Source organism: Deltaproteobacteria bacterium (genome assembly GCA_016183175.1).
GTDB lineage: Bacteria > UBA10199 > UBA10199 > UBA10199 > SBBF01 > JACPFC01.
In genome coordinates, this window is record JACPFC010000016.1 from 16,149 (window position 1) to 39,589 (window position 23,441).

A 23,441-nucleotide genomic window follows, 5' to 3' on the forward strand; every position below is an offset into this window, starting at 1 on the left:
AACTTCTTCGCAAGATGCGTAGAAGTTGCGGAGTAAGAATCTAAACAGGGGGCGTTTCAAACGGCCCGGTCGCCGGTGATGATAAGGGCCCCGGCGCGGTGATAAACGGCTTGGCTGGTTGAGGAAATTGACTTTGAGCGAAATGTGTTATTTAATAGTTTTTATATGACACTGGCCGAAAAAATTGTTCATAAGCTGGAAAAACTCCCCAAACCGGCTCAAGCCGAGGTGCTTGATTTTGTTGAATTTTTGAAGGCGAAGAGAAAGAGCGGTTTCGCTGGAGGTGGTGATGCCTGGTCTGATTTTTCGCTCGCCAACGCCATGAGCGGCATGGAAGCGGAGAGTTTTCCCGAATATGCTCTTGCAGATCTAAAAGAAAAATTTTCATGATCAAGCCCGGGCAAGTAGTTCTACTCCATTTTCCCCAAACCAACCAGCATGGCTGAAACCTTCGACAAAACCCGGGACGATATCGCGCTTGATAAGGGCGATGTTTTGATCAAGCCGGAGGAGTATGAGGCGAAAATTCCGGCGTCGAATATCGCCTATCCCTGCCTGGAAATGCTCTCCGGCCTTGAGGAAGGGATGGTCGTGCCGCTTAAAACCGGCGAGTCCCTCATCGGCCGCGCCAAGGGAAATCCCGTTCGCCTGGACGACACCTCGGTCTCGCGCGCCCATGCGCGTCTGACGATCGAGGGGGATCGCATCGCCATCGCCGATCTGGGGAGCCGGAACGGGACCACCGTCAACGGGAAAAAAATCGGGGAGGGAGAGGAACACCCTCTTTCAAATCTCGATCAGATCAAAATCGGCATCTATCTGTTTCGTCTCCTGACAAGGGCCCCCACAAAGGAGGAGGAAGAGATGGAGGCCCGGCGCGAGGAGGCGAAAAATTCCAAAGCGGCCACCTTTGTCGCCGGTAGTGTCAGCGACACCGGCAGTGCCCCTGGCACGGGAGGCAACGAGGCACCGGAGACACCGTCAACAACAGACACGCCGCCAAAGACCACACCACCGGCTTATGTCGGGGAGGAGAGTATGAAAACGGAGCCGGCGGAAAAGGCGCTGATCGTTCATCCCGCTTTGGGATTTCAGGACGAGGTCCTCGGTGCGCGGTCCAATATTTTAAAAAATGTGTTTATCGTCATCAGCGTGGTGACCGCCCTCGCGGGATTGTCCTATTTTCTCTTCTTTGGCCCAAATGGAAAGGACGTTCAGACAGCGCCATCCGCGACGGTCGCCGCCAAAACGGAAGAACCTCCGGCAGTGCCGCCAACGCCTGAAACGCCTCCGGCGCCGGAAGTGTCCCTGACGAGTCAGGAGTCAGGCCCGCCGGAAAAACTCATTCCCGAATTCAATGTCTTTCTGGATCTCGCCTCCCAGCCGACGACGGCCCGGATCTTTTTTGAAGGGAAGGAAATCGGCCAGACGCCGTCGAAGATAAGCATACCGGTCGAGACAGGAAAGGAATACGAAGTCGTCGCCGAATTCGATTTGAAAGACATCCGTGACAAATACCAACAGAAACTTTCCTTCAAGGCCGACCCGCGGCAGGAGGTGGTTCCGCTTGCCTTCAACGCCGACATCGGCGTCATCAAAATCCAGAAACTGCCACGAGACGTTTCGTTCTATCTGGAGGGGTATTACGCCTACGACAAATACAAGGCCAACCCGGTCAAGCTCACCGAGATTATCTACGGCAAGCCCATTTATGTCCCCTACGGAAACTACACCATCGAGTTGAGGGAAAAAACCCGCGTCGGCGATTCCAGCACCTTTGTGGACGAGATCCGCTATCACCGGCAGGTCGAGGTCAATGCGGATCGCAAGGTTATCGAGCTGGCGGTGACGGAGCGCGATCTCCAGTTCTTTCCGGCGAATATCCGGAGCGTTCCCTCCGGGGCCGATGTCTATTTCGACGGCGAAAAAATCGGCGCCACGCCGTACACGGGGGAGCTCCCGCTCGGCAAGCATGAACTCAAACTGGTGCGTGAGGGATTTTTCGACAACGTCATGCCTTTGGACATGCGGACCAACACCCAGTTCGAGACGAAAATAGAGCTCAAGACCTCCAAGGTGGGGGAGTTCATCAACCGGGCGCGAGAGTATCGCCACACGGGGCAGTACCAGCCGGCGATCGACGAGCTGGTTGAAGCGCTCAAGCTCGATGCGGCCGATCGCGAAAAGGCGGAGATCCATCTTTTGTTGGGCGACAGTTACTTTATGATGGGGAATAACCAGAACGCCCTGACTTATTTTGAGCAGGCCAAGAGCCACGCCGATTTTTACTATCGCGCGCTGGTGGGCCTGGCCCGGGCCAATCTGGCTACCGGTAACCGAACCGCCTCCCTCACCGGTCTGGTGGAGGTGTTTTTGAACATTACCGACGCCGATCCGCTCAAAAAGGAGGCCCTTTCGGTTTTCAAACAGCTCTCGCCGCTCAAATCGGTCATTTATGTTTCCACCGAACCCTCCGGCGCCACGGTTTACGTGAACAATCAGGAGGCCCAACAGAAAACGCCGGTCATCATCTCCGACCTCGCCCTCGGCAACTACCGCATCGAAATCCAGAAGACCGGCTTCGAACCGCAACAGATCAAAAAGAACCTGAAGCTCACCGAGTTCGTGCCCATTATTGTCAAACTGAAGCCGCAGGGTCTTTAGGGGGGTGTTGGCTTTTTTACTGTCTTCCTAAAATTACTATCCCTCCTAAAATTTACTGCCACGCTCAAAAAAGGAGGCAACTTTTTTTGCCCTTGGACGATAAAGGGGATAAGTCTCATTTCTCTTTATGCCGATTGACCGCTTCAGTGACGCCGAGCGTTGGCTTGTGTGGAGGTATTTGCACCGGGAAGATCCGGCCGGCCAATCCATGCCCGAAGGTTGGCAACCGACGGTTGACGACCTCGACCGATATAACGAGGCGTACCCCGAAAGCGAACTCGCTGAACAAATCCGCGCCGCACGCGCCGCCCCTCTCCCTCCCATTGCCCGTACTCTTCCCGACGTCGGCGCCGGCGGTGTTTTCCGGGCGGATATGCCGGCCAGCCCGACTCTCCATTCAATTCTTGAAGCCGGCCATATTCCGTTCTTGTGGATGGATCAGCAGGATCAGCAAATCACGCTGGGAAAAGCAGGCGAAAATAATCTGATTCTGCGTGATGAGGGGCCGGCACCCGCGCTTTGGAATACGACCGAACGTGTTCATGATCTGTTTCTTGGAGAGCGCCACATCGGGGATATTCACATCAAACTGGACGAGCCTGATTCATTTCATGTCTGGCTGACGCTCGACGATTCTACATACGCAAAAGAGGTCCACAAGATATTAAGCGGATATCTGGCGCGAGAGGCCTCTCTGTGGAACAAAGGGCTTGTCTGGCATTTTGCCTATCTTGGCGAACTCTATTCTCATCAGGGCGATCTCGACATCAATTTATCGTCTTCCTCCAAGACAACCCTCACCGTGACCGGTTACGCCAAAGATCCTCTCCCTCCATTATCCGATAAGTCGTCGCCCGCCCATTTCGGCGAACTTTTTTTGCGCTGGTATGCCGATCCGCAACGGATGAAGAGGGCACGAATCGAGGCGAAAGGAATAATTATCAATGACCTGTTTGCCTATTCCTATTTCGCGCGTCATTACCAATTCATCACAACGCTTACCGGGCCCGAGGTGCGGGAAATTGCCGTCTTTGGGGCCGGACATCGCGATATCGATGACGGAACGATTGAGGTCCACGAGCCCTATGAATGGGCCGCTCATTTTCCGAACGCCCAAATTACGGTGTTTGATGGAAACCCGCGTATTTTAGAATATCTGTCGGAGTCAAACAACAGACCCCGCCGGGCAACACCGGAAAGATTTTCTGGGTTGCCCAAAGAAGATTATCCGGCTTACCTCGCACAATTCGGCATTGATCAAGGAAAACTGCCCAGATCTGGCGCCAAATTTGAAATCCCCAAGAATGTGGTCAAACGTGTTTTGCCCCATGCCCTTCAATTTTTAACCGAACCGGTGCCGGATAAGAAATTCGATCTGATCTCCTGCATGAACGTTCTCTATTATCTGATCTTAAAGCAGGAAGGCGTCTCTCTGGCAAAGGCCTTTCTCATTCAACTGGCCGATGCCTTAAAACCGTCGGGACGTCTTGTGATTACCCACCACTCGGGCGATGATCCTTTTTTATCGGCGGCGAAGGCCGCCGCTCTCGGTCTGGATTTGAAAATCACGACTGATCAAGCCCTTTCGGGAAAAGACACAGAACAATCAGACAATTCGTTGCGTGCGTACATCACCTACGCCAAAATCGGCGACGGCACGCCGCTTTTGCGCGAGCTGGCAACCCAAGTAAAAAAACAGATGCGCGGAAGGGATAAGCCGGGGCCGATCCTCGATGCCCTTCGGACCCCCATAACAGGTTTCAGTGAGGCGGTGTCCCGGGCCATGAGGCGTTTGATCTCTTTAATCAGGGACAGGAAAAAGGCCGAGGGCTTCACCCATGACCTGTTAAAGGCGGCAGAGGAAATTTTTGGGCGAAAGGACGAAGAAGCGGTGGTCCTTTTGGGCGATGTCATTTTAAATCTTGTGGAAATCGATACGAAAAATCGCTTCCCGAACACCAAGCTTGATATATTGAGGGGGGCCTTTTTGGCGGCAGGCGCCGATGATATCAACCGCCTTAGGGCCTACCGGGGTCTTTCTTATGTCTTTGCCAATGGCCAACCCTCGGAACAGAGACATGCCTTGGAGGTGATAGCAAGAAAAACAGCCATGTACGAGGAGGCAAGATTTTTGGCAACTCTAATGCAAACTCATCCGGAACATCATGCGGGAACGACAGGGAAATGGGTTGACGAACATGTCGCGGTGCAATGGCTGGCCGACACTTGGCGGGCCGAAACGCCGGCGCCGGCCAGAAAAGACCCCAACCCCATCTTTATCTTGCCCCTCGCCCTCTCGTTGTCGCAGGGGTTGGAAGCCGCTGATTGGACTCTTTCTAAAGGACTGCATCGTGACAACGCGTCATCGAGCTTGGAAACAGGCGTTGGCATTTACACCCAAGTTATGCCGGCCGCTCTTTCTCTTAATTATGTTGCCGCATCCCCGCTGACCGTTCTCCCCGCTTTGCTCCCCGCCGCCGCGATGGTTTTTACTCCCGTTGCCGTTCCAACCGCCGCGCCTTTTATTGCGCCTGTTCCGGTTCCCTTCTGCTAAATGGCGGGCCTTGGCCCGATAATTTCATCGTTTGACGAATTCCCCCGTTTCGTGTATTTTACTCAATAATTTCAACAATTTCTAAAAGAGGGAGGGTTCCCGCCGAGCGCCGACCGAACAGGGAGGATAAAGCGAGGTGGGAGCGGACCCGACAAAAACGATGAAGCGATTAATCAACTCGTAGCAAAAAAGGAGATTTATGAAAGAAAAGGCTGTCTCCACGGTTTCTGCGGGAAAAGTTCCTCTGGGCTATCCCACCATCGAAAGGCTCATCGAGACCGAGGATTTTTCGAAAGTGAACCAGACAGTCTCGGCCTGTTATGATAAACTGGAAAAGATGCTGAAGGGAAAAGGAGGGGGCCTTTCCAAACAAAAGGGGATCCGGGCCGCGCTAAAAGCCTATGATTTGACCATTGATTTGTTGAGAGACCTGCTCAAGGTGAAGTATGATATCATTAAGAAAAAGCAGGTCGAGATGGGGGGAGGCAAAAATAAATAAGAAAAAAAGCAACTCCGGAGGGGGTGGCGGACGATAACAGGGTTGAGAGGGGACACCGTCCCGAAGGACATGATGATCCCTTCAGGCAGGCCTCATAAGAGAGGCCCCGTTAAAAGTCAAAAGAGGAGGTTTTATTATGACCAACGTAAACACAATCGAATCCAACCCGGTTGACATCAGCGGCGTTAAAACCGCCACGGCCACGACGGCGGCTACCGGTAGCGATCCCCTCGGTTTTGCCAGCTACCTTTCGAGCCTCACGGGGCCGGTTGCCACAGCGGCCACTGCCGGCTACGGTTCCACCGAGAGCGCCGAAATCGTGGCGGCGGCCACCACCGCGGCCTCCGGGGCATCGTACGGGACATCCGGGCTTTACTCCGGGGCGTCCGGAGTCTATGGAAGTTCGCTGTCGGGCTTGAGCACTTCGTACGGCGGGTCGCTCTCGGCAACCACCACCGGGTCGTACACATCAGATGATATGCTCTCGATGGCGCAGGAGCAGTTGGCGTCCAGCCAGGCCTCCAGCATCGCCATGCTGATGGTTCAGGACGACATGAGCCAGCAGAACCGGCTCTATACCACCGCCTCCAACATGATGAGCACGCGCGACAGCATGCTGGCCACGATTATTCGGAACGTGAAGAGCGCGTAATCGGTGATGGGTGATGAGTAATGAGTAATGGGTGATGGGTGACTGCGGAATGCAGATCACCCATACCCTTTTTCACGACAACTCATCACTCGTAACTCGCAACCCGTAACAGGAGGTGCAAATGATCGACGTTCCACGCGACGACATGGTGCTTCTGCTTGAGGCGGGGTATCTCTATCTCGCCATGGGGAAATACGCCGAGGCGCGGCAGGTCTTTGAAGGGGTATCCGTTTTGGCCCCCAAACATGAGGTGCCGCGGGTGGGGTTGGGCAATGTCCTGTTCGCCCAAAAAAAATTTCTTCCGGCCATAAGGGTTTTAAAGGATGCCCTTGAATTAAGGCCCGACAGCGCCTTTGCCCATGCCCATCTGGGGGAGGCCCTTCTTTTTTACGGAAAAAAAGACGAGGCGCTCAAAGAGCTGAAAAATGCCGCGGAAATCGAGCCGAAGGGAAAGGCGGGCGATTTTGCCCGGTCGCTGACCGAGCTCGTCAACATGGGGTACGATCCGGTCAAACTCAAAAAAGAGTCGCCCAAAAAAGCATCGGGGAAAGGCGCATGAAATTAAATCGTATCATCCTGTTTTTTTTCCTCGCCGTCTGCATCGGCTGTTCCACGCAGGTGCCGCTCCTTTCGGGGCTCGACCAGAAAGACGCCAACGAGATCATGGTCCTTCTTCACAAAAACGGCATCGGGACCAAACGGACGGTGGTGGAAAAACAGCAGGAGATGACCTGGAGCATCAGCGTTGCAGGCCGTGACGAAGACCGGGCGCGGGAGTTGCTGGTGGCAAACCATCTGCCGCGTGAAAAGGAGCTCGGCCTCAAAGGGATCTGCAAGGAGGCCGGCCTTATTCCCACCCCCAAGACGGAAAAATGCCGCGAACTTTTGGCGCTTAAAGGGGAAATCATCAACTCGCTGGTATCGATTCCGGGGGTGGTGAATGCCGATGTTGTTTTGAACATTCCCGAAAAAGAGGATTTTCCCGACGAAAATGCCCCGCCCCCCCGGCCGACCGCCTCGGTGACGGTTGAAGTATCCAAACTTGGCGAAGGGGAGGCGCGGCTGACCGACGCCAAAATTCAGCGTTTTGTGGCCAATGCGGTCTCCGGGATGGACGAGCGCGATGTCTCGGTGATCATTAGTCTTGCGGAAGGGTTTACAGAGACATTGCCTGTCGAGATGGAGGGTGCAATGGGAGAAGATGGGGAGGGATTGGACGAGGAACCGATGGCGATGGAAGGGATGGTTTCGGCCGGAAAAGTCAAGCTCCTGGCCACCCTCTTTTTGTTTGTCTTTGCCCTTTTGTCGGCCGCCCTGATCTACATTTTGATTCGTCAGGCCCGTCTCCGTCAGGTTTCCACCGCCTTGGCGCCAGTGGGGGAAAATCCGGCCCTGTCCGAAAAGGCCGACATGGATGATGTGGTGAGTCAGACAGCCTCCGCCAGAGGGGGAGTGGGCCGAAGACCGAGGGGGGTATAACCCCTCGACAAAAATATTTCACTTTTTTCGCAACTCAAAATGTAACACCGGCGAATTTGCGGATCGATTATTCCACCGCCGGCAGATGGATAGGGCCGGAGGCCCCCAAACAGACCTTCTGGCAAAAACTGGGGCGCGGCTTGGCCAAGGTGGGGTCATACGTATTGCCGATGGCGGCGGCGGTGGCCCCCTTTTTTGGGCCTCTGGGCTTAATCGGCGGGGCGGCGGCCTATGGCCTCAACCGGTTTGCCAACGATCAGCTCTACAAGGCCCAGGTAAAAGATCAAATCTACATGGCCAACCAGCCGGTTCCCCAAAATATCACCATGCCGGGGCTCTTTGAGGCCACCGTGACCACTGTGGGGGATCAGGCCACCGAATTTATCGCCCCCACCGAAATGAGCCCGGCCATCGAGGATGTGGTCATTCAACGCGACGCGTCGCAAAAAGAGGCTGTTTATAATTTCTAAATTCAAGTTGTCATGGATGGGTCAATCTCCTATGATGAAAAGAGAGGAGGGATTGTGCCGATCGTAAAAGGTCCAGGGGCAGGAGGGGGTGGAGTCACACCTGCCAAACAGGCGGCAGTAGGCGTCTCCGGAAAGTTCGAAAAAATACTCAACGAAAAAAACGAAAAAAACGAAAAAACGGGGCAAAAGGCGGGGCCTTCGGAGGAGCAGATCAAGGAGCGCTTAAGGGCGCTGGTGCAGGGAGGCGCGAGCCCCGATGAGGTGGTGCGGATCGCCTTGGCTGGTCATCCATGGCACAATCTCCCCGACCGTCTTCGGGAGCGGGTAGTCAAAAATGTGTCGGAGGTTATCACTCCAGTGTTGAAGGGAAGGGTGTAACCGTCCGATGGACGGCGTCCATTTTTCGGACGGTTTGGGGGTTAATCACCTCAAGGAGAAGGAGGGCTTGAGTTAATAAGGCCAATGATTTCAGGATGTTCAATATTAAGGGGCTTTTGGCATAGAAAATGCAGATAATTTAAGCGAGGGGAGTGTTCTATTTCTAATGGAAGTGAGTCTTCAGCAAAAAGAAGAACCGATGTTGAAAAAAGATGAAGGGAACGCCTTGCCCGAACGCGACCGGATCATCGAGCAGTATCTCCCTTATGCCACCGCCATCGCCAACCGGGTGGCCCGTTCGCTCTCCGGCGATGTCGACTACGACGACATCCTCTGCAACGCCCGCCTGGGCCTGCTTGAGGCGGCGCGCCGGTTTGACGCCCGCTTCAACGTCGATTTCAAAACCTTCGCCTTCTACCGCATCAAGGGGGCGATCTACGACGGTCTGCGAAAGACCGGCTGGATGCCCCGCTCCCTCTACGCCAAAATCAAGTTCGATCAGGCGGCCGCCGAATACATGATGTCGGCCACCGAAAAAATCATCGACCGCGCCGACCGCGTCCGGTCCGAAATCGACACCATCTACGAAACGGTCAACAGCCTTGCCTCCATGTACGTCATGTCGCTGGACAGCATGGAGGAATTCGAGGTGGAGGACAAGGCGGCCAAGCGGGACATCGAGCACAAGGCGGAGTTCCAGAAGATCAAGGAAAAGATGCGCGACGCCATTGAGACCCTTCCCGACAAGGAGCGCAAGCTGGTTAAAATGTATTATTTCCAGAACAAGACGCTGGAAGAGATCGGCGAAAAAATGAGCCTTTCCAAGTCGTGGACGTCGCGCCTCCATGCCCGGTCGCTGGAATTGCTGTTTAAAAAATTAACCCAGATCAACGCGAAGGATCAGTCGTTCGACGGGCCTGCGGGGAGAGAGGTCCCCTCCCGCGAGTCGGCGGAATTGAAGGAGGAATAAATCATGGATCCGATCATCGGCAAATTAAACCGCGTGGCGACCGAGAAGATCAAAGGCGCTTCCCAGGGAAAAGTGGGAGCCCCGGAGACCTCGTTCAAGCAGACCCTCGACCAGACGATGACCGACAAACTCATCGAGAAGATGCGCGAAACCTATGCCGGGAGCGCCCCGAATGAAATGACGGCGGTCTCCGCCGAGAATATCAAGGTGACAACGGCGGGTCCGGAGATGGGGACAACCAATGCCGAGGGGACCGACCAGTTTTTTCAGACCTTCAAGGAGATGAACAAGGATCTCTTGAGCCTCGATTCGGCCCTCGAAACGCTGACAACGCCGGGCCTGAAACTTTCCCCCCAGCAATTGCTGGCCATGCAGGCGGGCATCGCCAACACCACGCTGATGGCGGAGGCGTTTTCCCGCTTCACCGATTCGGTCGCCCGTGGTATTCAGACCATTGTCCAAACACAGGTCGGGTAACCTGAATAAAAGTCTTTCATGGTTCAAACCTATTTGAACGACCGCCAGAGGGCCTTTGTGCTGATCGCCCTTATGGCCGATCGCGCGAGAGTCAAGGAGTATATCCCCTTTTTGCCCCCGCACGAGCAGGAGAGCGTCTCCACGGTTCTCAATCAGCTTCTCGAACGGACGGGGGCCGAAAAAAACAGGGCGATTGTCGATGAACTCCGGCGCCTGATGGCGACGGCGCAGTTGAATTTTCTCCCCGAAATCCACCCCGACTGGATTCTGGAAGCCCTCCTTCCCGAAACCCCCCGGACAATCGCCGCCATTCTGCGCCATCTGCCGGGCCAGCATGTGCAATATCTGCTCGATCGCCTGCCGCAGAATGTTGTGAAAGACCTCCCTTCCTTTTCGGAGACCTTTGCCCTCAATCCCGAACTGGCGGCGGTTTTGCGCCGGAACTTTGAGGCCTCCTTTGCCCCCATGCCCTCCTCCACGGGGGGCTTGAAGCATTTTTCGTTCGAGACCCTTCATTTTCTTTCCGCCGAAAAACTGTTGTCGCTTTTCCGCGAGGTCGGCCTGCGTGAGGTCGCCCTGGCCTTCGGGACGCTCAACCCCAAAACGGTCGAGATGATCCTTTCCCGCCTGTCTCAACGGGACGCGGCCCTCCTGAAACTGCGGCTGGAAAAGAGGGAGGTGGTCTCAGACGATCGCCTTAAAAAGGCCCAGGGCCACCTGTTGGGACTCGACTTGGAAGGGGAGGGGCGGGGCGCAAACCCCGAAGGCCTTTTCATGGAGTCCGGGTTTTTTGTCTATTCAAAGGCCCTTCTGCCGGCGCATCTCGAGGCCGGCCTTGTGATTCAGCAAAAGATGACCCGGCCGCTCGGTCTTTTGCTCAAGCGCCACGTGGACAAGAATCTCCCGCTCAATTCGGAAAAAACGGTTTTTCCGTATCAAAAGGAGATCGTCCAGATTGCGCGAAATATGGTATATTGATTTTTATGCCTTCCAAAATAGTCAAACGAAAGGATTTTGAAGGAAAGCTGGGCTTGGAAGATCAGGTTGCGCGGGACGAGGGTGCCGCCGTCGGTTTTTCCTCTGCCGGTGAGCGCCGCGTGATCTCCCGGGATGTTTACGCGGCTGTCTCCGAGGCCCAAAAAATCATCGACGAAGCCAGGGGCGAGGCGCAGAGGATCAGGCGGGAGGCCGAAGCCCTTTTGAAGCGGATCAACGGGGAGATGGAAAAGGCAAAAAAAGAGGGATTTGAAGAGGGGAGGGAAGAAGGGCTCGCCCAGGTCTCCGAACTGCTTCTCGAAGCGACACACGCCAAAGAAAAGATGTTCGAAGGGATCGAGAGGCAGGTGATCCGGCTGGTCTACGATATTTCGGAAAAAATCATCGGGCGCGAATTGGGCGAACATGAAAAAACGATTGTCGATCTGATTCGTCAGGCCCTGCAGGCCGCGGTCGGAAAAAATATCGTCATTCTCGTGAACGGCCGGGATCTGGAAACGGTGCGGGCCCACCATCCGCAGTTACTGCAGGCCCTGGATACGTCGCGGACCGTTCAAATTCGGGCGGATGAAAAGGTGGCCCCCAAGGGGTGCCTCATCGAGACCGAAATCGGGACGATCGATGCCCAGCTGGAGACGCAGTTGGAGGCGATCCGGAAGGCATTAGGAATTGAAGATGGTGCCTAGGTGCCCGGGGGCCCGGGTGCCCGCGTAAACACGGGCACACAGGCACTCGGGTACTCGGGCACTTTTATGGTTCAAACAGCACAAATCATCGATTTCGAAAAATACCGCCGGGCGGTGGCCAACCTGAATCCCTACAAGGTCAAGGGGAAGGTCAACGAGCTGACCGGCCTGGTGGTGAAGGCGGTGGTGCCGAATGTCCGTGTCGGCGAACTTTGCCTCATCGAATCGTTTTACCGGCGCGAACCGATCAAGGCCGAGGTGGTTGGTTTCAAGGACAACAGTGTTCTGCTGATGCCGCTGGGCGAGTTGGAGGGGATCGGGCCGGGAAACGACGTGGTTCCCACGCGCGACTGTCTGCGGGTGCCGGTGGGCCCCGAACTTTTGGGGCGCGTCCTCGACGGCCTCGGCGATCCGATGGATTCGGCGCAAAAAGGGCCTTTGAACTGCAAAGAATTCTATCCGGTGCACACAAGCCCCCCAGATCCGCTGGCGCGCAGACGGGTCACCCGTCCGATTTCCGTCGGCGTCAAGGCGATCGACGCCATGCTCACGGCGGGGGAGGGGCAGAGGCTCGGTCTTTTCGCGGCCGCCGGCGTCGGCAAGTCGGTGCTGATGGGGATGATCGCCCGCAACACCGAGGCGGAGATCAATGTCATCTGCCTGGTGGGGGAGCGGGGGCGCGAGGTGCGCGATTTTCTCGAACAGGATCTGGGGGAGGAGGGGCTGAAGCGGTCGGTGATTGTCTGCTCCACCTCCGACAAGCCCTCGCTGGTCCGGGCCAAAGCGGCCTATGTGGCCACCGCGATCGCCGAATATTTTCGCGATCGGGGAAAAAGGGTTTTGCTGATGATGGATTCCATCACCCGCTTTGCCCGGGCGCTCCGCGAGATCGGCCTGGCGGTCGGCGAACCTCCGGCGCGGCAAGGCTTTACGCCGTCGGTCTTTTCCACCCTCCCGCGCCTTCTGGAGCGGTCGGGAAATTCCGACAAAGGCTCAATCACCGCCTTCTACACCGTGCTGGTGGAAGGGGATGACATGAACGAGCCGGTGGCCGACGAGGTTCGATCCATTCTTGACGGACATGTGATTCTCTCCCGCGACCTGGCCAACCGGGGGCATTACCCGGCCATCAATGTTTCGGAATCCATTTCCCGCGTGATGGTCAACATTGTCGAGCCGGAACATATGGAGGCGGCAGGCCGGCTCAAGGAGGTGGTAGCCAACTATGAGAAGGAGCGGGATCTGATCCTGATCGGCGCCTACGAGGCCGGTTCGAATCCGGCGGTCGACTACGCCATCGAAAAGATCGACGAGGTGAATCATTTTTTAAAGCAGGGGATGCAGGAGGCGGTTTCATTTGAAGAGGCGGTGGAGGGGCTGAAAGGGTTGTTTGAATAATGGCGAAGAGACCGAAGTATCGACTGGAAGTTTTGCTGAAGATGAAGGAGCGGGCCAAGCGGGCGGCTCAACTGGCGCTGGCCCGGGCGATAAAGGCCCTTGAAGAGGAAAAGGAAAAACTAAAGAGGCTCAAAGACAAAAAGGAGGAGATCCGGAAAAAACGCGAAAAGGCCCGAAGCGACATGCGCGACAAGGTGGCCGGCGGCCAGTCGCGGATCAAGGAGAGCCAGTTTCATCTCAATTACATCATGAAGCTGGAGGAGGACGAAAAGGCGATTGACCGGGAGATCGAGGAGCAAAAAGAGGCGGTCGCGGTTGCGGAAGAGAAGTTGAAACGGGCGCGGCGCGACTACGTGGACGCCGCACAGGAGTTGAACATCATGGAGAAACACAAGGAGCTGTGGCAAAAAAAGGAGCGGCATATCCTCTCGGCGCTGGAGAATAAACAGATGAATGAGCTGGCAAATACGGTGTATCAGATGAATAGAATGAGGGCGGTGTAGATATTTTATGCCAATCGATCCCATTGATACGGCCCGTGAAGACATCCAGCGGTCCGAAAAGAAAAAGGACAGCGACCGGATCGACCGCCGGCGCGAGGCCTCCAGTTTTCAGGCCCGGATCCAGCAGAGCCAGTTAAAGGCCAGGGAGGCCCGGCAAAAGGACTCCGCCTCGAAAGACAGCAGTAAGCAGGGAGAGGCGCAAAAGGGGGAGGAGCTTTTTCATCAGGTGCTTGCCGTGTTTCGCGGCAAGGATGAATCGCAGGGGGAGTCGCGGCGCGAGGCGGACAAGAAGGATGATTCGAAAAAGGACAGATTAAAGGAGGAAAAAGGGGAGTCGTCCCGTTTTAAATCGGTATCGGACGAGGGTCATTCGCGCGTGTCAGCCAAGGAATCGCGCCAACAGGGGGGCGGCGCCGATTCGGGAAAGGGAGGTGGCGGCGGGTCCGCCGGGGGTGGAGGAAGTGGATATGGTCAATCCGCCGGTGGCGAAGCCGGAGGCGGCAGAGGCTCCTTTTCCGGCGGTGGAGGGAGCGGCAAATCGGATCGGGGTTTTTCGGGAAAAGAGCCGGTCCCTTTCAAGGGGGCTTCCGTCGCCGGGGCGAAGGCCTCGGCCGTCTCGTTTGGGGTTTCGGGGATCGGCGGCGCCGGCGCTACCGGCGGGCGCGGGGCGCAACCTCGCCCGTTCACCCAAAAGAATCTCGACGAAATGGTGGAGGCGGTTTTTGTCGGTTTGAACGAGCGCAAGGAAGAGGAGATGGAAATCCATCTCTCCGACGATTATTTTTCCGGGCTGAAACTCAAGGCAACCAACACCGCCGGCGGGGTGGTGATTACGTTTATCTGCCCCAACGCCGATGTGCGAAAGACTTTTCTTGTCAACCGGCCCCGGATTTACGCGCGGCTCAAGGAGAAAAAAATTTCCATTTTGAGGGTTGATATCGCGTAAAAAAATCATGCCTACTGTTCAACAGTTTCCATTCGATAAACTAAAAAAGTGCTCCGCGAAAGAGGCGGAGATTTTTTCGTGGATCGCACGATATTTCCCGGCGCCCGGCCTGGCCCCTCCCTTTGTGGAAAGGCTCGTCCACGTCCTCAAGCGCTATCTGGGGGAGGGTTTTCATCTCCGTTTCGAATCGGTCTTCGAGGCCGACTACGGAAAGTTTATCGCCGGCCTCGCGGACCGGTTTGTCTGTCTGGCGGTTTCCTTGACTCCCCTTCCGGAAAAAGTTATGATCGAACTCGATTCGGATTTTTCTTTCGCCCTCATCGACAAAATACTTGGAGGAGAAGGGGCGGTGCCCCGTTTGAGCCGTTCGCCGACAAGGCTTGAAGAAGGAGTCCTCCAGTTTTTTTGCGTCAAAATTTTAAAAGAGCTGGCCGACCTCATGAAGCAGGCCCCTTTCAAATTCCGGTTCGACAAGATTGCCGTCCAGACGCAGGCGCTGAAGGCCTTAAGCGAGGAAAATCGGCCGATGGTCCTTTTGACGTTTCGGGCCGGGCTTACGGGGGTGGAAGGATACATCCGTCTTGCCCTCCCCCATCCGGTTCTCCTGTCGATGGCCGCGAATCCGTCCCCTTTCATGGATCGCCTGCTCACGGAAGTTCCGAATTTTGAGGGGGATCGGTTTTCGGTTTTCGATCATTTCCGCACCGTTCTTTGGGGGGAGGTGGGCAAGGTGACCCTGACGGTAGCGGAATTGAAGCAGATCGACCGTGGTGACATTGTCCTGTTTGACGAATCGTATTCGTCGCTCGAGGAAAACCGGATCGGTGGTTCTCTCCGGCTCAAGGCGGGCGATGGGAATGGCGGGTGGATCGAGGCGCGGGTCGTGGAAGGGGATAAAACCCAATCCGCCGACGCGCTCAAGGTAAAACTCGAACGGGTGATCATGAATTAAAGGAACAAGGTGGCTGAAAAAATAGACAGTTCACTGGATGACGAATTGCTCAAGGAGCTGGGGTTAGAGCCCAAGGAGGCGCCGGCTGTATCAACCAGACCGGTTCCCCCAAGGCCTTCTCAAACGGCCGCTCCAAAGGCGCAAGTCCCGTCGGCCCCGATGCCTTCTGCCGGCAAGGCGGTTTCTCCCATGCCTCCCAGGCCGCGCACCTCTCCTCCAGCTCCCCCTCCGGCACATCCGGCAGTATCACCGGCTCCGGTGCAATCCACCGAGCAATTTCAAAAAGGGGCGGCCCATTTAAGCGATGAAATGCCGGTGCAGGTGGTGGCGGTTTTGGGGAAGCGGACCATGACACTCAAGGATGTTGTCGCCTTGAAACAGGGGGAGATCCTCGAGCTTAAAAAACTGCCGCAGGAGGCGATCGATCTGGTGGCCAACGGAAAATTGATGGCCAGGGGCGAACTGGTGCTGGTGGACGGCAAACTGGGGATCCAGATCAAACAACTGGTGGGGTAAATTGGAATGGATACAGGCATCTCTTTCGGCTGGCTTTTTGTCAAAACCATCGCGGCCATGGCGGTGGTCATCGGGCTTGCCTTTTTGCTTCTTCGCTACGTCCTCCCCCGTTTTTACGGAACGGTCCGTTCCGGCGGCTCGCGCATCAAGATTCTCGAACGGTTCGGTCTGGAGCCGCGGAAAGGGCTTTATATTGTCCGGGTTGGAAACAAACAGGCCTTGATTGGAACTTCGGATCATAGCGTGAACAAGTTGATGGATTTGGAGGAGAGTGATTTGAAGGAAACAAAGTAAATGTCAAATGTCAAAGTTCAAATGTCAAAGGAAAATGCAAAAAACAATGTCAAATTTGTTGTTTGTGTTTTTGACATTCCTTTGAACTTTGAAATTTGTCATTTGGAATTTTTGATTCAATGGTCACGTTGAACATCATTTCCATGCCTTTGCTGGCGCAAATATCTCCCGCGGTAGAGGCCCAGCCGGTGGCCAAGCCGATTGTCCTCATGATGGTGCTGGTGATCCTCTCGCTGGCGCCGTTTCTGTTGATGATGACCAGCTCGTTTGTGAAGATTTCGGTGGTGCTGGGGCTGGTCCGTTCGGCCCTGGGAACCCAGCAGATCCCTCCCAATCAAATTGTCACCGGTCTGGCGCTCATCCTTACCGTCTACATCATGATTCCCGTCGGCACCGATGTTTATCGCTCTGCCGAAGGGGTCATCCGCGGCGCCGATACCAACCAGCCCCTTCTTTCCACCGCCTCGGTCGATGTATTGAAGAAGGCGATGGATGTCGGCAAAGAACCTCTGCGGGCTTTTTTGATGAAACATTCTTCCCCCAAAGACCGGAATCTTTTCTTCGGCATGGCCAAGCAGTTGCGCGGCAAGCGGGAGGATGTAAAAATGGAGGAAAAGGATTTTATTGTCATCATCCCCGCCTTTATCATCACGGAGTTGTCCGAGGCCTTTCAGATCGGCTTTATTCTCTTTCTTCCGTTTCTGGTGATCGACATGGTGGTGTCCAATATCCTTTTGGCGATGGGGATGTTCATGGTCTCGCCGGTGACGGTGTCTCTGCCGTTCAAACTGCTTTTGTTTGTTCTGGTGGATGGGTGGTATTTGATCACGAAGGGGCTGATTTTGGGGTATGTTTAATGAAGCAAATCATCCGGCTTTGCCGGTGATTTGCGCGGGGTTTGGGGCCATTTGAGGCCCGAAATCCATGATGCGAGTAGCCACAAACGGGCCGAAAGGGCCCCAAGTATTATGGAATCCTACGCCATAGCCGTGGGCAAACAGGCCCTCTTTCTGGTTCTCATCCTTGCCGCGCCGCCGGTTTTGACCGCGATGGTCGTCGGCCTTTTTGTCAGCCTCATTCAGGCCACCACCCAGATTCAGGAGCAGACGCTGACCTTTGTCCCCAAGATGGTCGGGGTGGTGATTGTGCTGGCCCTCTTCGGCCCGCTGGGGATGGCGGAGCTGGTGACCTTTACGAAGACGTTGCTTGAGACTTTTCCGGACTTTATTCGATAGTCAAAAGTCGGAAGTCAAAAGTTAAAAAATCCCCCCACTCCCCCCTTTGACAAAGGGGGGGAAGGGGGGATTTGACCTTTGACCCCTTATGACGCAATTCGCCGAACAGCTCGGAATCCGCATTGACCTCTATTCAGCGCTGATCATCGCCGGCCTTATTTTCACCCGCCTGTTCGTGATGTTCCAGCTGACCCCCTTTTTGGGAGGGCGCGCCATTCCGGGGCGTGCCCGAATTGTCTTAAGTCTTACCCTGACCCTGTTTCTTTATCCGCTCCTGGTGCCGCCGCTGATCGACCAGCTCCCCGAAAACAAGGGGCTGATCATCGCCCTTTTTTTCAAGGAGATTTTTTTCGGCTTTTCGCTGGGGCTGGTGACCACCATGGTTTTCTACGCCCTCGAGGCGGCGGGGAGGGTGGTGGATCATCAGAGAGGAGGGGGCAACGCCGAAATTTTCCTGCCTCAACTGGGGCAGGTCTCGATTTTCGGCCTTTACAATTTCTGGCTCGCTGTGGCTTTTTTTCTGGCCATCGGCGGCCACCGCTTGTTTCTGAAGGCGGTTTTTTCGAGCTTCGAAACGGTTCCCCTTCTTGACTTTCCCGCCCTCGCCCCCGGTTTTTCCCCCTTTCTTGAACTGATTGTCCGACTCTCCGGCGATGTGCTGATCATCGCCATGCAGTTGGCCGCGCCGGTGATTATCGCCGTTTTGCTGGTCGATCTGGTTTTGGGGATCGCCAACAAGATGGCCCCGCAGATCAATGTCTTTGAACTCGGCTTCGCGGTGAAAGGCTACATCGCGCCGGTGATGCTCTATGTCTCCGTGCTCATTTTGGTGACCCAGATGGAAAAGATCATGGAAGGGATGGTAAAGTCGGTCTACCAACTCTCGGCAATCTTTGGGCGGTAGCCCCAAAGGGGCCCCTTCGGGGGCAATCAGGAGCGCGGTTTTTCTTCAAGTAGCACCAAGTCGAAATCAAGGTGTTTGTTGATCATTGAAAAATGGCCGTCACAGGTGATTAAGGTGGCTGACTCTTCATGGGCGGTGAGGGCGATAAGGACATCGTTTTGTTGGCGGTTTTCCCTCCATCCAAGCCGTTTCATGATGTCGGTTGCCTGATCCCAGGTTTTTTCCGAGGGGGCGTTCAGGAGCGGGCATTGGCCAAAAAAACGCTCCAATTCTCTTCGGGTTTTTTGGTGGACGGTGCCCAGCAAAAGCTCATGCCTGACGATGGGGCACAAGAAGACATCGTAAAGGGCAAAAAACTTTTCAAACTCGTCGCGCGGAAGGGTTTTTTTGAAGAAGGCGTTGACGTAAACGCCGGTGTCAAAGAAGGCTTTCATCAAAATACTCGGGTTTAAACCGGCCGTAGAGTTTCATGTGGGCCTTGAGAACCTTTTGGCGCAACACCTCTTTTTCAATCAAATCCCGAAGCACCTCGGATGTTTTTTTTCGGTGATTCAGCCGTGTCAGGCGGTTTAAGAGACTCCGCGGCATTCGGGCCGACACTTTGACTTCTTCTTCAGGATGGGTATGCATAACAAATGCCCTCTATCAGGCAGAGTATCTTTTTGTCCGACAAAAGTCAATATTTGTCTGGCGAAAAACTTGACTCACATTCCGCCGCCATAGAGCAGATAGGCCACGCCGGCGTTAAAGCGGATTTGTTGCGTGGTTTTTGTGAACAAAAAATGGCATTTACCCAAATTGGGGTCTTTAGTCCCATTTAGCCTAATGAGAATAAGGGGTTGCAATACCTCAATGCCTTCCACCCAAGCCCTATAATAGTCCTATCTATTTGAAATAATTCATATTAATTTATTGTGACAATGAGGTTACTTGGCATGGTGATTGCTTAATAGACAGGGGTAGGGTAACATTTGTACTTAAAGGGAGAGGATAAAAATGGCCACCGATATCACCACTTATACCACCAACGAAGAGGTCAGCGCGATATACGCCTTTTATACCACCGATGAAGGCGCCATTGATTATGATGCCATTGCCACGGCGATTGAGGCGGGGGATACCAGCGCCGGCACCATCGAAGACCTGATTACCGCCTACGTTTCCGGCACCGGCCAGCTGACGCCGGTGATGATGTCTCCGGAGGCTTATATTTCCGGCCCGGATGACTATCTCTGGCTTTGGGAGGAAGAGGTGGTTTCCAATCTCGAACAACTGGGAGATCTGTATACCAGCCTTGAGCCGGCAATTACCGATTTTCTGTCCCACCGCACTTCGTCCGGTTCGACAGAAGCGACAAGCGCCGCGACCGCCGTTGTTGCTGAAAGCGCTCTCAAAGCAAGCGTCATCGATGATGTCGAGGATTTCTTGAGCGAGTATGAGATTGAGAACACCGACGAGGCGGCCGACGATGTTTACAATCTTTTTTCCAGTCAGGACCTCTCCGAGGTCATGAGCCTTTTTATCTCCCTGGGAAACCCCGGCCTGGCCCTTCTTATGTACACCGCCTACGGTCTGGGGCCGCAGATGCAGGAACTTCAAGAAGCCGCTGTCGAGGTGATGGAAGATGGGAGCGAGGAGATGGAAGATATCCTCGATGACATCCAGGGCCTCGATCCCGAAGATTTAAGCGCGCAATATGACTCGCAGGCCCTTTCCCAGCAGTTGAACGTGGTCAGCACCGTCATTTCGACCATGAGCGAGTTCATCCAGAACGCACAGGATGTGTTAGACGAGATGGTCGAGCTGGCCTCCAACCTCTCCGAACAGACCAGCAGGACCACGCAGTCGATTATTCGGAATATTGGATAAAAGCGGCGGGGTTCATCATGTTGTTGTCACATGAAAACGGAAATGATATTCTCAAATTGCCCGTTTTTATTTGGGTGAGAGGCGTTATGCCCGAAAAAAAGGAACCCCCTCCCAAGATTCCCCGCATTTTCGACCGCAACCCCGAATTAAAAAAACGGGTCGAGGCCTACTTGGCCAAAATTCCCCGCGAAAAAAAAGAGGAGGACATGCGGAAGTTCGAAAAATTCGTGGCGGGGGAGATGACCTGGGCCGAGATCAGGGGATATCCCAAGACGCTCCTCAAGGAACTGGCCCGGATGGCCTACCTCAAGTTCAAAATCGGCGATTTCAAACTGGCCGAATCGCTCTTCAAGGGACTTTCCGTCATCGACCATGCCAACTGGTATTACCGCGCCGTTCTGGGAGCGGTCTATCAGAAGCAGAAGCTCTACGAACAGGCGATTGAGGAATACAATGTGGCCCTTTCGCTCAACGAAAGCGAGGTAACCTCTCTCACCAACCGCGGGGAGTGCCATCTGCACCTCCAAAACACGATTCAGGCGCGGAAAGATTTTGAGGCGGCCGTCCGGCTCGATCCGGACGAAAAAAACTCGTGGGGGAAACGGGCGCGGGTCCTGCTGAAGAAATTAAAAGACGAGGGGCGGGGGGAGGGGCTGGAGGAAGACAGTGCCTGAGTGCCCGGGTGCCCGCGTAAACACGGGCACGCGGGCACCCGGGCACTCAGGCACATTGGGATTTTTTAAGGTTATGGGCGAAACAGTTACATATACAACCGACCAAAGCGCGCAGATCGACGATCTGAAATCGTATGTCGAGGAATATTGCGAGGCCAACGGGATAGATCCCGCCATTTACACCTCGGCCCTCGACGGGGATGCCATTGACCCAGAGCTCTTGAGCGATCCCGCCTTTCAGGCCTACTGGCAGTTGGCCTATCTCCAGTTGATGGAGATCCTCTACCCCGAAACGGTCCAGAGCGTTTATGCCGAGGTCGGCGAGGTCGATTTCGATTCGCTCTATGCGGCGGCGGGGGATGAGATCAATGAATTTATGGCCAATCTGGTGGCCGACAACCCCGACTTGATGGCCTTTTCCGCCTTGACCGACGGCGATTCAGAAACCTCTGCCGATACGGTGACCGCCCTGATCGAGGAAAAATTGGCCGATGCCGGCGAATCCGGCGGTTCCACCGACTATGTCGACGAGCAGGCGCGCGATCTGGCCGAGGAACTGGGGCTGTCCGGCATGTGGGATTATCTGATCGAGACGGAAGAGGGGATCAAATCGACCGAGAATTATCTGATGGGAGGGTTGGCCGAGCTGGATCAGCAGTTGGCCGACCTTCAGGAGGCCCTCGAATCCGGCGAGATCACCGCCGAGGAATTCTCGGCACAGGTGGAGGGGATTTCGATGTACCGTGAACTCTATGTGGGGCTGATCCAGAATCTCGAAGATGCCTGGGGGAATCTGATTGAGATGTTCTCGCAGTTGCTGAAGACCCAACAGGATGGGCAGATGGCGATTGCCCGGAATCTGGCGCAAAATGCGTAAAGTTTAAATCTCCCCCAGCCCCTCTTTTTCAAAGAGGGGGGTTTTCTTTCCCCCCTTTGCAAAAGGGGGGTTAGGGGGAATTTCTCCATGCCCGAAGAAGAAAAAACCATCGATTCCCTCCGCGTCTCCGCCAAGACCGAACGGGGCAAAGACAAGCTCCTTTCCCCGGACCCCCGGCGGAAGAAATACATCACCGAACTTCTCCACGCCTTTGCCTCGCGCAAAATAAGCTTTGCGGCGCTGACCCGGCTCGATCCCAAAAAGGTAAAACAGGTGGCCGAGATGGGCCATGTGAAATTGCGCCACGGCCGTTATGACGAGGCGCGCCGGATTTTTGAGGTCCTGACCTTCGTCGATCACCGGAATTATTTCCATCACCTGGCGCTGGGAGGGGCCTATCAGAGGCTGAAAAGGCATGTGGATGCCGCCTATCAGTTTTCGGAGGCGCTGAAGCTCTCTCCCGGAAACATCAATGCCTTGGTCAATCGCGGCGAGGTCTATCTGCGCCGCAAGAATTACCGGAGGGCGGCCGAGGATTTCCGCGAGGCGATCCTTCTGGATAAATCGGGAAAAGACCGTTTTTCCAACCGGGCCCGCTCCCTGGTTGTGGCCATCAAACGTTCGCTGGCGCGGGACAAGGAACTGAAATCGCTGGAGGCCCAGGGAAAACTGCCGCCAAAGCGGAAGGCCATCAGTCCGTTGAGATTGGTGAAGCCGGGAGAAGATTTCTCAAGTGTTTCCGGTCGATTTTCGCCTCGCGGGCCGCCTTGGAGACATTGGAATTGTTCCGCCTCAAGAGGTCTTCGAGATAATCTTTTTCAAACGATTCGACGATTTTCTGCTTGGCCTCCTTAAACGGCAGTCCGGTGTCGATCGCCGAGGTTCTCACGGTCGTCTCCTCGCCGGTTTCCGCCTCGGTCAGGACAGAGTGAAGATGCCGGCCGCTGATCACGCCGTTTTCCGAAAACGAGACGGCGCGCTCCAGAATGTTGTTCAGTTCGCGGACGTTGCCGGGCCACTGGTAGCGGGCCAGCATCTTGAGCGCGTCATCCTCCACCCGGCCGGCGTAAAAGGAGCCGTCCGGTTTTTTGTTGTAACGGGCCGAGGCGAGGATTTTTTCAACCAGAAGGGGAATGTCATCAGGGCGTTCCCTAAGCGGAGGCAGTTGAATCTTCACCACGGAAAGACGATAGTAAAGATCCTCGCGAAAGCGCGATTCGTCCACCTCCTTGCGCAGATTGCGGTTGGTGGCGCAGATGACCCGGACATCCAGCTTGATGGGTTGGGTGGAGCCGACCCGCTTGATCTCGCGCTGTTCGAGGGCGCGAAGAAGCTTGGGCTGGAGGTCGAGCGTCAACTCGCCGATCTCGTCCAGAAAGATAGTCCCGCCGCCCGCCTCTTCAAACGCCCCCTTGCGGTCCTTGATGGCGCCGGTAAACGACCCTTTC

General features: G+C 55.1%; 28 protein-coding genes. 26 read left to right on the plus strand and 2 right to left on the minus strand.

Features of this window, described 5'->3' with window-relative positions:
* The first annotated feature begins 165 nt into the window (after positions 1-165).
* The 22 genes from HYU99_01780 (at position 166) to HYU99_01885 (ending at position 18,573) form a co-directional block, all read left to right on the plus strand.
* Positions 166-390 carry a DUF2281 domain-containing protein gene (locus HYU99_01780; GenBank protein MBI2339081.1) on the plus strand — a complete coding sequence of 75 codons (225 nt, stop codon included), beginning with the start codon at positions 166-168 and terminating at the stop codon, positions 388-390.
* Positions 391-438: 48 nt separating this feature from the next.
* Complete coding sequence (locus HYU99_01785; protein ID MBI2339082.1) at positions 439-2,664, plus strand: PEGA domain-containing protein; 2,226 nt, start codon at positions 439-441, stop codon at positions 2,662-2,664.
* Between the two features lie 127 nt (positions 2,665-2,791).
* Entirely contained in the window at positions 2,792-5,218 is a 2,427-nt protein-coding gene (locus tag HYU99_01790) for a hypothetical protein (GenBank protein MBI2339083.1), read from the plus strand.
* Positions 5,219-5,417: 199 nt separating this feature from the next.
* Positions 5,418-5,717 carry a hypothetical protein gene (locus tag HYU99_01795; GenBank protein MBI2339084.1) on the plus strand — a complete coding sequence of 100 codons (300 nt, stop codon included), beginning with the start codon at positions 5,418-5,420 and terminating at the stop codon, positions 5,715-5,717.
* A 136-nt stretch (positions 5,718-5,853) separates the two neighbouring features.
* On the plus strand, positions 5,854-6,369 hold the full coding sequence (locus HYU99_01800) for a hypothetical protein (GenBank protein ID MBI2339085.1): 516 nt from the start codon (positions 5,854-5,856) through the stop codon (positions 6,367-6,369).
* Between the two features lie 121 nt (positions 6,370-6,490).
* Positions 6,491-6,928, plus strand: a complete 438-nt coding sequence (locus HYU99_01805; GenBank protein ID MBI2339086.1) for a tetratricopeptide repeat protein — start codon at positions 6,491-6,493, stop codon at positions 6,926-6,928.
* Complete coding sequence (locus tag HYU99_01810; protein MBI2339087.1) at positions 6,925-7,848, plus strand: hypothetical protein; 924 nt, start codon at positions 6,925-6,927, stop codon at positions 7,846-7,848. The genes HYU99_01805 and HYU99_01810 overlap by 4 nt, the downstream gene beginning before the upstream one ends.
* Positions 7,849-7,904: 56 nt before the next feature.
* The gene (locus HYU99_01815; GenBank protein MBI2339088.1) at positions 7,905-8,318 is read left to right on the plus strand and encodes a hypothetical protein; all 414 of its coding nucleotides are present in this window, start codon (positions 7,905-7,907) and stop codon (positions 8,316-8,318) included.
* A gap of 54 nt (positions 8,319-8,372) precedes the next feature.
* Entirely contained in the window at positions 8,373-8,696 is a 324-nt protein-coding gene (locus HYU99_01820) for a hypothetical protein (protein MBI2339089.1), read from the plus strand.
* Between the two features lie 166 nt (positions 8,697-8,862).
* On the plus strand, positions 8,863-9,666 hold the full coding sequence (locus HYU99_01825; GenBank protein MBI2339090.1) for a sigma-70 family RNA polymerase sigma factor: 804 nt from the start codon (positions 8,863-8,865) through the stop codon (positions 9,664-9,666).
* 3 nt (positions 9,667-9,669) lie between these two features.
* Positions 9,670-10,143, plus strand: a complete 474-nt coding sequence (locus HYU99_01830; GenBank protein MBI2339091.1) for a hypothetical protein — start codon at positions 9,670-9,672, stop codon at positions 10,141-10,143.
* 18 nt (positions 10,144-10,161) lie between these two features.
* Positions 10,162-11,121 carry a hypothetical protein gene (locus tag HYU99_01835; GenBank protein ID MBI2339092.1) on the plus strand — a complete coding sequence of 320 codons (960 nt, stop codon included), beginning with the start codon at positions 10,162-10,164 and terminating at the stop codon, positions 11,119-11,121.
* Between the two features lie 5 nt (positions 11,122-11,126).
* The gene (gene sctL / locus HYU99_01840; GenBank protein MBI2339093.1) at positions 11,127-11,825 is read left to right on the plus strand and encodes a type III secretion system stator protein SctL; all 699 of its coding nucleotides are present in this window, start codon (positions 11,127-11,129) and stop codon (positions 11,823-11,825) included.
* 66 nt (positions 11,826-11,891) lie between these two features.
* On the plus strand, positions 11,892-13,223 hold the full coding sequence (gene fliI / locus HYU99_01845; protein ID MBI2339094.1) for a flagellar protein export ATPase FliI: 1,332 nt from the start codon (positions 11,892-11,894) through the stop codon (positions 13,221-13,223).
* Positions 13,223-13,726 carry a hypothetical protein gene (locus HYU99_01850; protein MBI2339095.1) on the plus strand — a complete coding sequence of 168 codons (504 nt, stop codon included), beginning with the start codon at positions 13,223-13,225 and terminating at the stop codon, positions 13,724-13,726. Before fliI ends, HYU99_01850 begins: the two co-directional genes overlap by 1 nt.
* Positions 13,727-13,733: 7 nt before the next feature.
* The gene (locus HYU99_01855; GenBank protein MBI2339096.1) at positions 13,734-14,672 is read left to right on the plus strand and encodes a hypothetical protein; all 939 of its coding nucleotides are present in this window, start codon (positions 13,734-13,736) and stop codon (positions 14,670-14,672) included.
* A gap of 7 nt (positions 14,673-14,679) precedes the next feature.
* Complete coding sequence (locus HYU99_01860; GenBank protein MBI2339097.1) at positions 14,680-15,624, plus strand: hypothetical protein; 945 nt, start codon at positions 14,680-14,682, stop codon at positions 15,622-15,624.
* Between the two features lie 9 nt (positions 15,625-15,633).
* Positions 15,634-16,140 (plus strand): FliM/FliN family flagellar motor switch protein, encoded by a 507-nt coding sequence (locus HYU99_01865; GenBank protein MBI2339098.1) that lies wholly within the window; start codon positions 15,634-15,636, stop codon positions 16,138-16,140.
* A gap of 6 nt (positions 16,141-16,146) precedes the next feature.
* Positions 16,147-16,434 (plus strand): flagellar biosynthetic protein FliO, encoded by a 288-nt coding sequence (locus HYU99_01870; GenBank protein MBI2339099.1) that lies wholly within the window; start codon positions 16,147-16,149, stop codon positions 16,432-16,434.
* A gap of 119 nt (positions 16,435-16,553) precedes the next feature.
* Complete coding sequence (sctR, locus tag HYU99_01875; GenBank protein MBI2339100.1) at positions 16,554-17,291, plus strand: type III secretion system export apparatus subunit SctR; 738 nt, start codon at positions 16,554-16,556, stop codon at positions 17,289-17,291.
* A 111-nt stretch (positions 17,292-17,402) separates the two neighbouring features.
* Positions 17,403-17,669 carry a flagellar biosynthesis protein FliQ gene (fliQ, locus tag HYU99_01880; protein ID MBI2339101.1) on the plus strand — a complete coding sequence of 89 codons (267 nt, stop codon included), beginning with the start codon at positions 17,403-17,405 and terminating at the stop codon, positions 17,667-17,669.
* 88 nt (positions 17,670-17,757) lie between these two features.
* Positions 17,758-18,573 carry a flagellar biosynthetic protein FliR gene (locus HYU99_01885; GenBank protein MBI2339102.1) on the plus strand — a complete coding sequence of 272 codons (816 nt, stop codon included), beginning with the start codon at positions 17,758-17,760 and terminating at the stop codon, positions 18,571-18,573.
* A 26-nt stretch (positions 18,574-18,599) separates the two neighbouring features.
* Here HYU99_01885 and HYU99_01890 read toward each other — a convergent pair whose 3' ends face one another.
* The gene (locus HYU99_01890) at positions 18,600-19,007 is read right to left on the minus strand and encodes a PIN domain-containing protein (GenBank protein ID MBI2339103.1); all 408 of its coding nucleotides are present in this window, start codon (positions 19,005-19,007) and stop codon (positions 18,600-18,602) included.
* Entirely contained in the window at positions 18,991-19,203 is a 213-nt protein-coding gene (locus HYU99_01895; protein MBI2339104.1) for a hypothetical protein, read from the minus strand. Before HYU99_01895 ends, HYU99_01890 begins: the two co-directional genes overlap by 17 nt.
* A gap of 366 nt (positions 19,204-19,569) precedes the next feature.
* Here HYU99_01895 and HYU99_01900 point away from each other — a divergent pair, with 366 nt between their 5' ends.
* The 4 genes from HYU99_01900 to HYU99_01915 all read left to right on the plus strand — a co-directional run bounded on the left by HYU99_01900 (position 19,570) and on the right by HYU99_01915 (position 22,848).
* Entirely contained in the window at positions 19,570-20,442 is an 873-nt protein-coding gene (locus HYU99_01900) for a hypothetical protein (GenBank protein ID MBI2339105.1), read from the plus strand.
* Positions 20,443-20,528: 86 nt separating this feature from the next.
* A complete protein-coding gene (locus HYU99_01905) occupies positions 20,529-21,116 on the plus strand; it encodes a tetratricopeptide repeat protein (protein MBI2339106.1) in 588 nt (195 codons plus the stop codon).
* Between the two features lie 73 nt (positions 21,117-21,189).
* Positions 21,190-21,993, plus strand: coding sequence for a hypothetical protein (locus HYU99_01910; protein ID MBI2339107.1), 804 nt, complete (start codon positions 21,190-21,192; stop codon positions 21,991-21,993).
* An 87-nt stretch (positions 21,994-22,080) separates the two neighbouring features.
* Complete coding sequence (locus HYU99_01915; protein ID MBI2339108.1) at positions 22,081-22,848, plus strand: tetratricopeptide repeat protein; 768 nt, start codon at positions 22,081-22,083, stop codon at positions 22,846-22,848.
* Positions 22,849-23,441: the final 593 nt, after the last annotated feature.

Bases quoted from the DNA above. Each gene is read 5' to 3' on its own strand.
- HYU99_01890 (MBI2339103.1), bottom strand. From the start codon at position 19,007: ATGAAAGCCTTCTTTGACACCGGCGTTTACGTCAACGCCTTCTTCAAA.
- HYU99_01825 (MBI2339090.1), top strand. From the start codon at position 8,863: ATGGAAGTGAGTCTTCAGCAAAAAGAAGAACCGATGTTGAAAAAAGAT.
- HYU99_01785 (MBI2339082.1), top strand. From the start codon at position 439: ATGGCTGAAACCTTCGACAAAACCCGGGACGATATCGCGCTTGATAAG.
- HYU99_01835 (MBI2339092.1), top strand. From the start codon at position 10,162: ATGGTTCAAACCTATTTGAACGACCGCCAGAGGGCCTTTGTGCTGATC.
- HYU99_01905 (MBI2339106.1), top strand. From the start codon at position 20,529: ATGCCCGAAAAAAAGGAACCCCCTCCCAAGATTCCCCGCATTTTCGAC.
- HYU99_01855 (MBI2339096.1), top strand. From the start codon at position 13,734: ATGCCAATCGATCCCATTGATACGGCCCGTGAAGACATCCAGCGGTCC.
- HYU99_01795 (MBI2339084.1), top strand. From the start codon at position 5,418: ATGAAAGAAAAGGCTGTCTCCACGGTTTCTGCGGGAAAAGTTCCTCTG.
- HYU99_01830 (MBI2339091.1), top strand. From the start codon at position 9,670: ATGGATCCGATCATCGGCAAATTAAACCGCGTGGCGACCGAGAAGATC.
- HYU99_01895 (MBI2339104.1), bottom strand. From the start codon at position 19,203: ATGCATACCCATCCTGAAGAAGAAGTCAAAGTGTCGGCCCGAATGCCG.
- fliQ (MBI2339101.1), top strand. From the start codon at position 17,403: ATGGAATCCTACGCCATAGCCGTGGGCAAACAGGCCCTCTTTCTGGTT.
- HYU99_01885 (MBI2339102.1), top strand. From the start codon at position 17,758: ATGACGCAATTCGCCGAACAGCTCGGAATCCGCATTGACCTCTATTCA.
- sctL (MBI2339093.1), top strand. From the start codon at position 11,127: ATGCCTTCCAAAATAGTCAAACGAAAGGATTTTGAAGGAAAGCTGGGC.
- HYU99_01860 (MBI2339097.1), top strand. From the start codon at position 14,680: ATGCCTACTGTTCAACAGTTTCCATTCGATAAACTAAAAAAGTGCTCC.
- HYU99_01800 (MBI2339085.1), top strand. From the start codon at position 5,854: ATGACCAACGTAAACACAATCGAATCCAACCCGGTTGACATCAGCGGC.
- HYU99_01870 (MBI2339099.1), top strand. From the start codon at position 16,147: ATGGATACAGGCATCTCTTTCGGCTGGCTTTTTGTCAAAACCATCGCG.
- HYU99_01900 (MBI2339105.1), top strand. From the start codon at position 19,570: ATGGCCACCGATATCACCACTTATACCACCAACGAAGAGGTCAGCGCG.
- fliI (MBI2339094.1), top strand. From the start codon at position 11,892: ATGGTTCAAACAGCACAAATCATCGATTTCGAAAAATACCGCCGGGCG.
- HYU99_01790 (MBI2339083.1), top strand. From the start codon at position 2,792: ATGCCGATTGACCGCTTCAGTGACGCCGAGCGTTGGCTTGTGTGGAGG.
- HYU99_01915 (MBI2339108.1), top strand. From the start codon at position 22,081: ATGCCCGAAGAAGAAAAAACCATCGATTCCCTCCGCGTCTCCGCCAAG.
- HYU99_01810 (MBI2339087.1), top strand. From the start codon at position 6,925: ATGAAATTAAATCGTATCATCCTGTTTTTTTTCCTCGCCGTCTGCATC.
- HYU99_01910 (MBI2339107.1), top strand. From the start codon at position 21,190: ATGGGCGAAACAGTTACATATACAACCGACCAAAGCGCGCAGATCGAC.
- HYU99_01805 (MBI2339086.1), top strand. From the start codon at position 6,491: ATGATCGACGTTCCACGCGACGACATGGTGCTTCTGCTTGAGGCGGGG.
- HYU99_01850 (MBI2339095.1), top strand. From the start codon at position 13,223: ATGGCGAAGAGACCGAAGTATCGACTGGAAGTTTTGCTGAAGATGAAG.
- sctR (MBI2339100.1), top strand. From the start codon at position 16,554: ATGGTCACGTTGAACATCATTTCCATGCCTTTGCTGGCGCAAATATCT.
- HYU99_01780 (MBI2339081.1), top strand. From the start codon at position 166: ATGACACTGGCCGAAAAAATTGTTCATAAGCTGGAAAAACTCCCCAAA.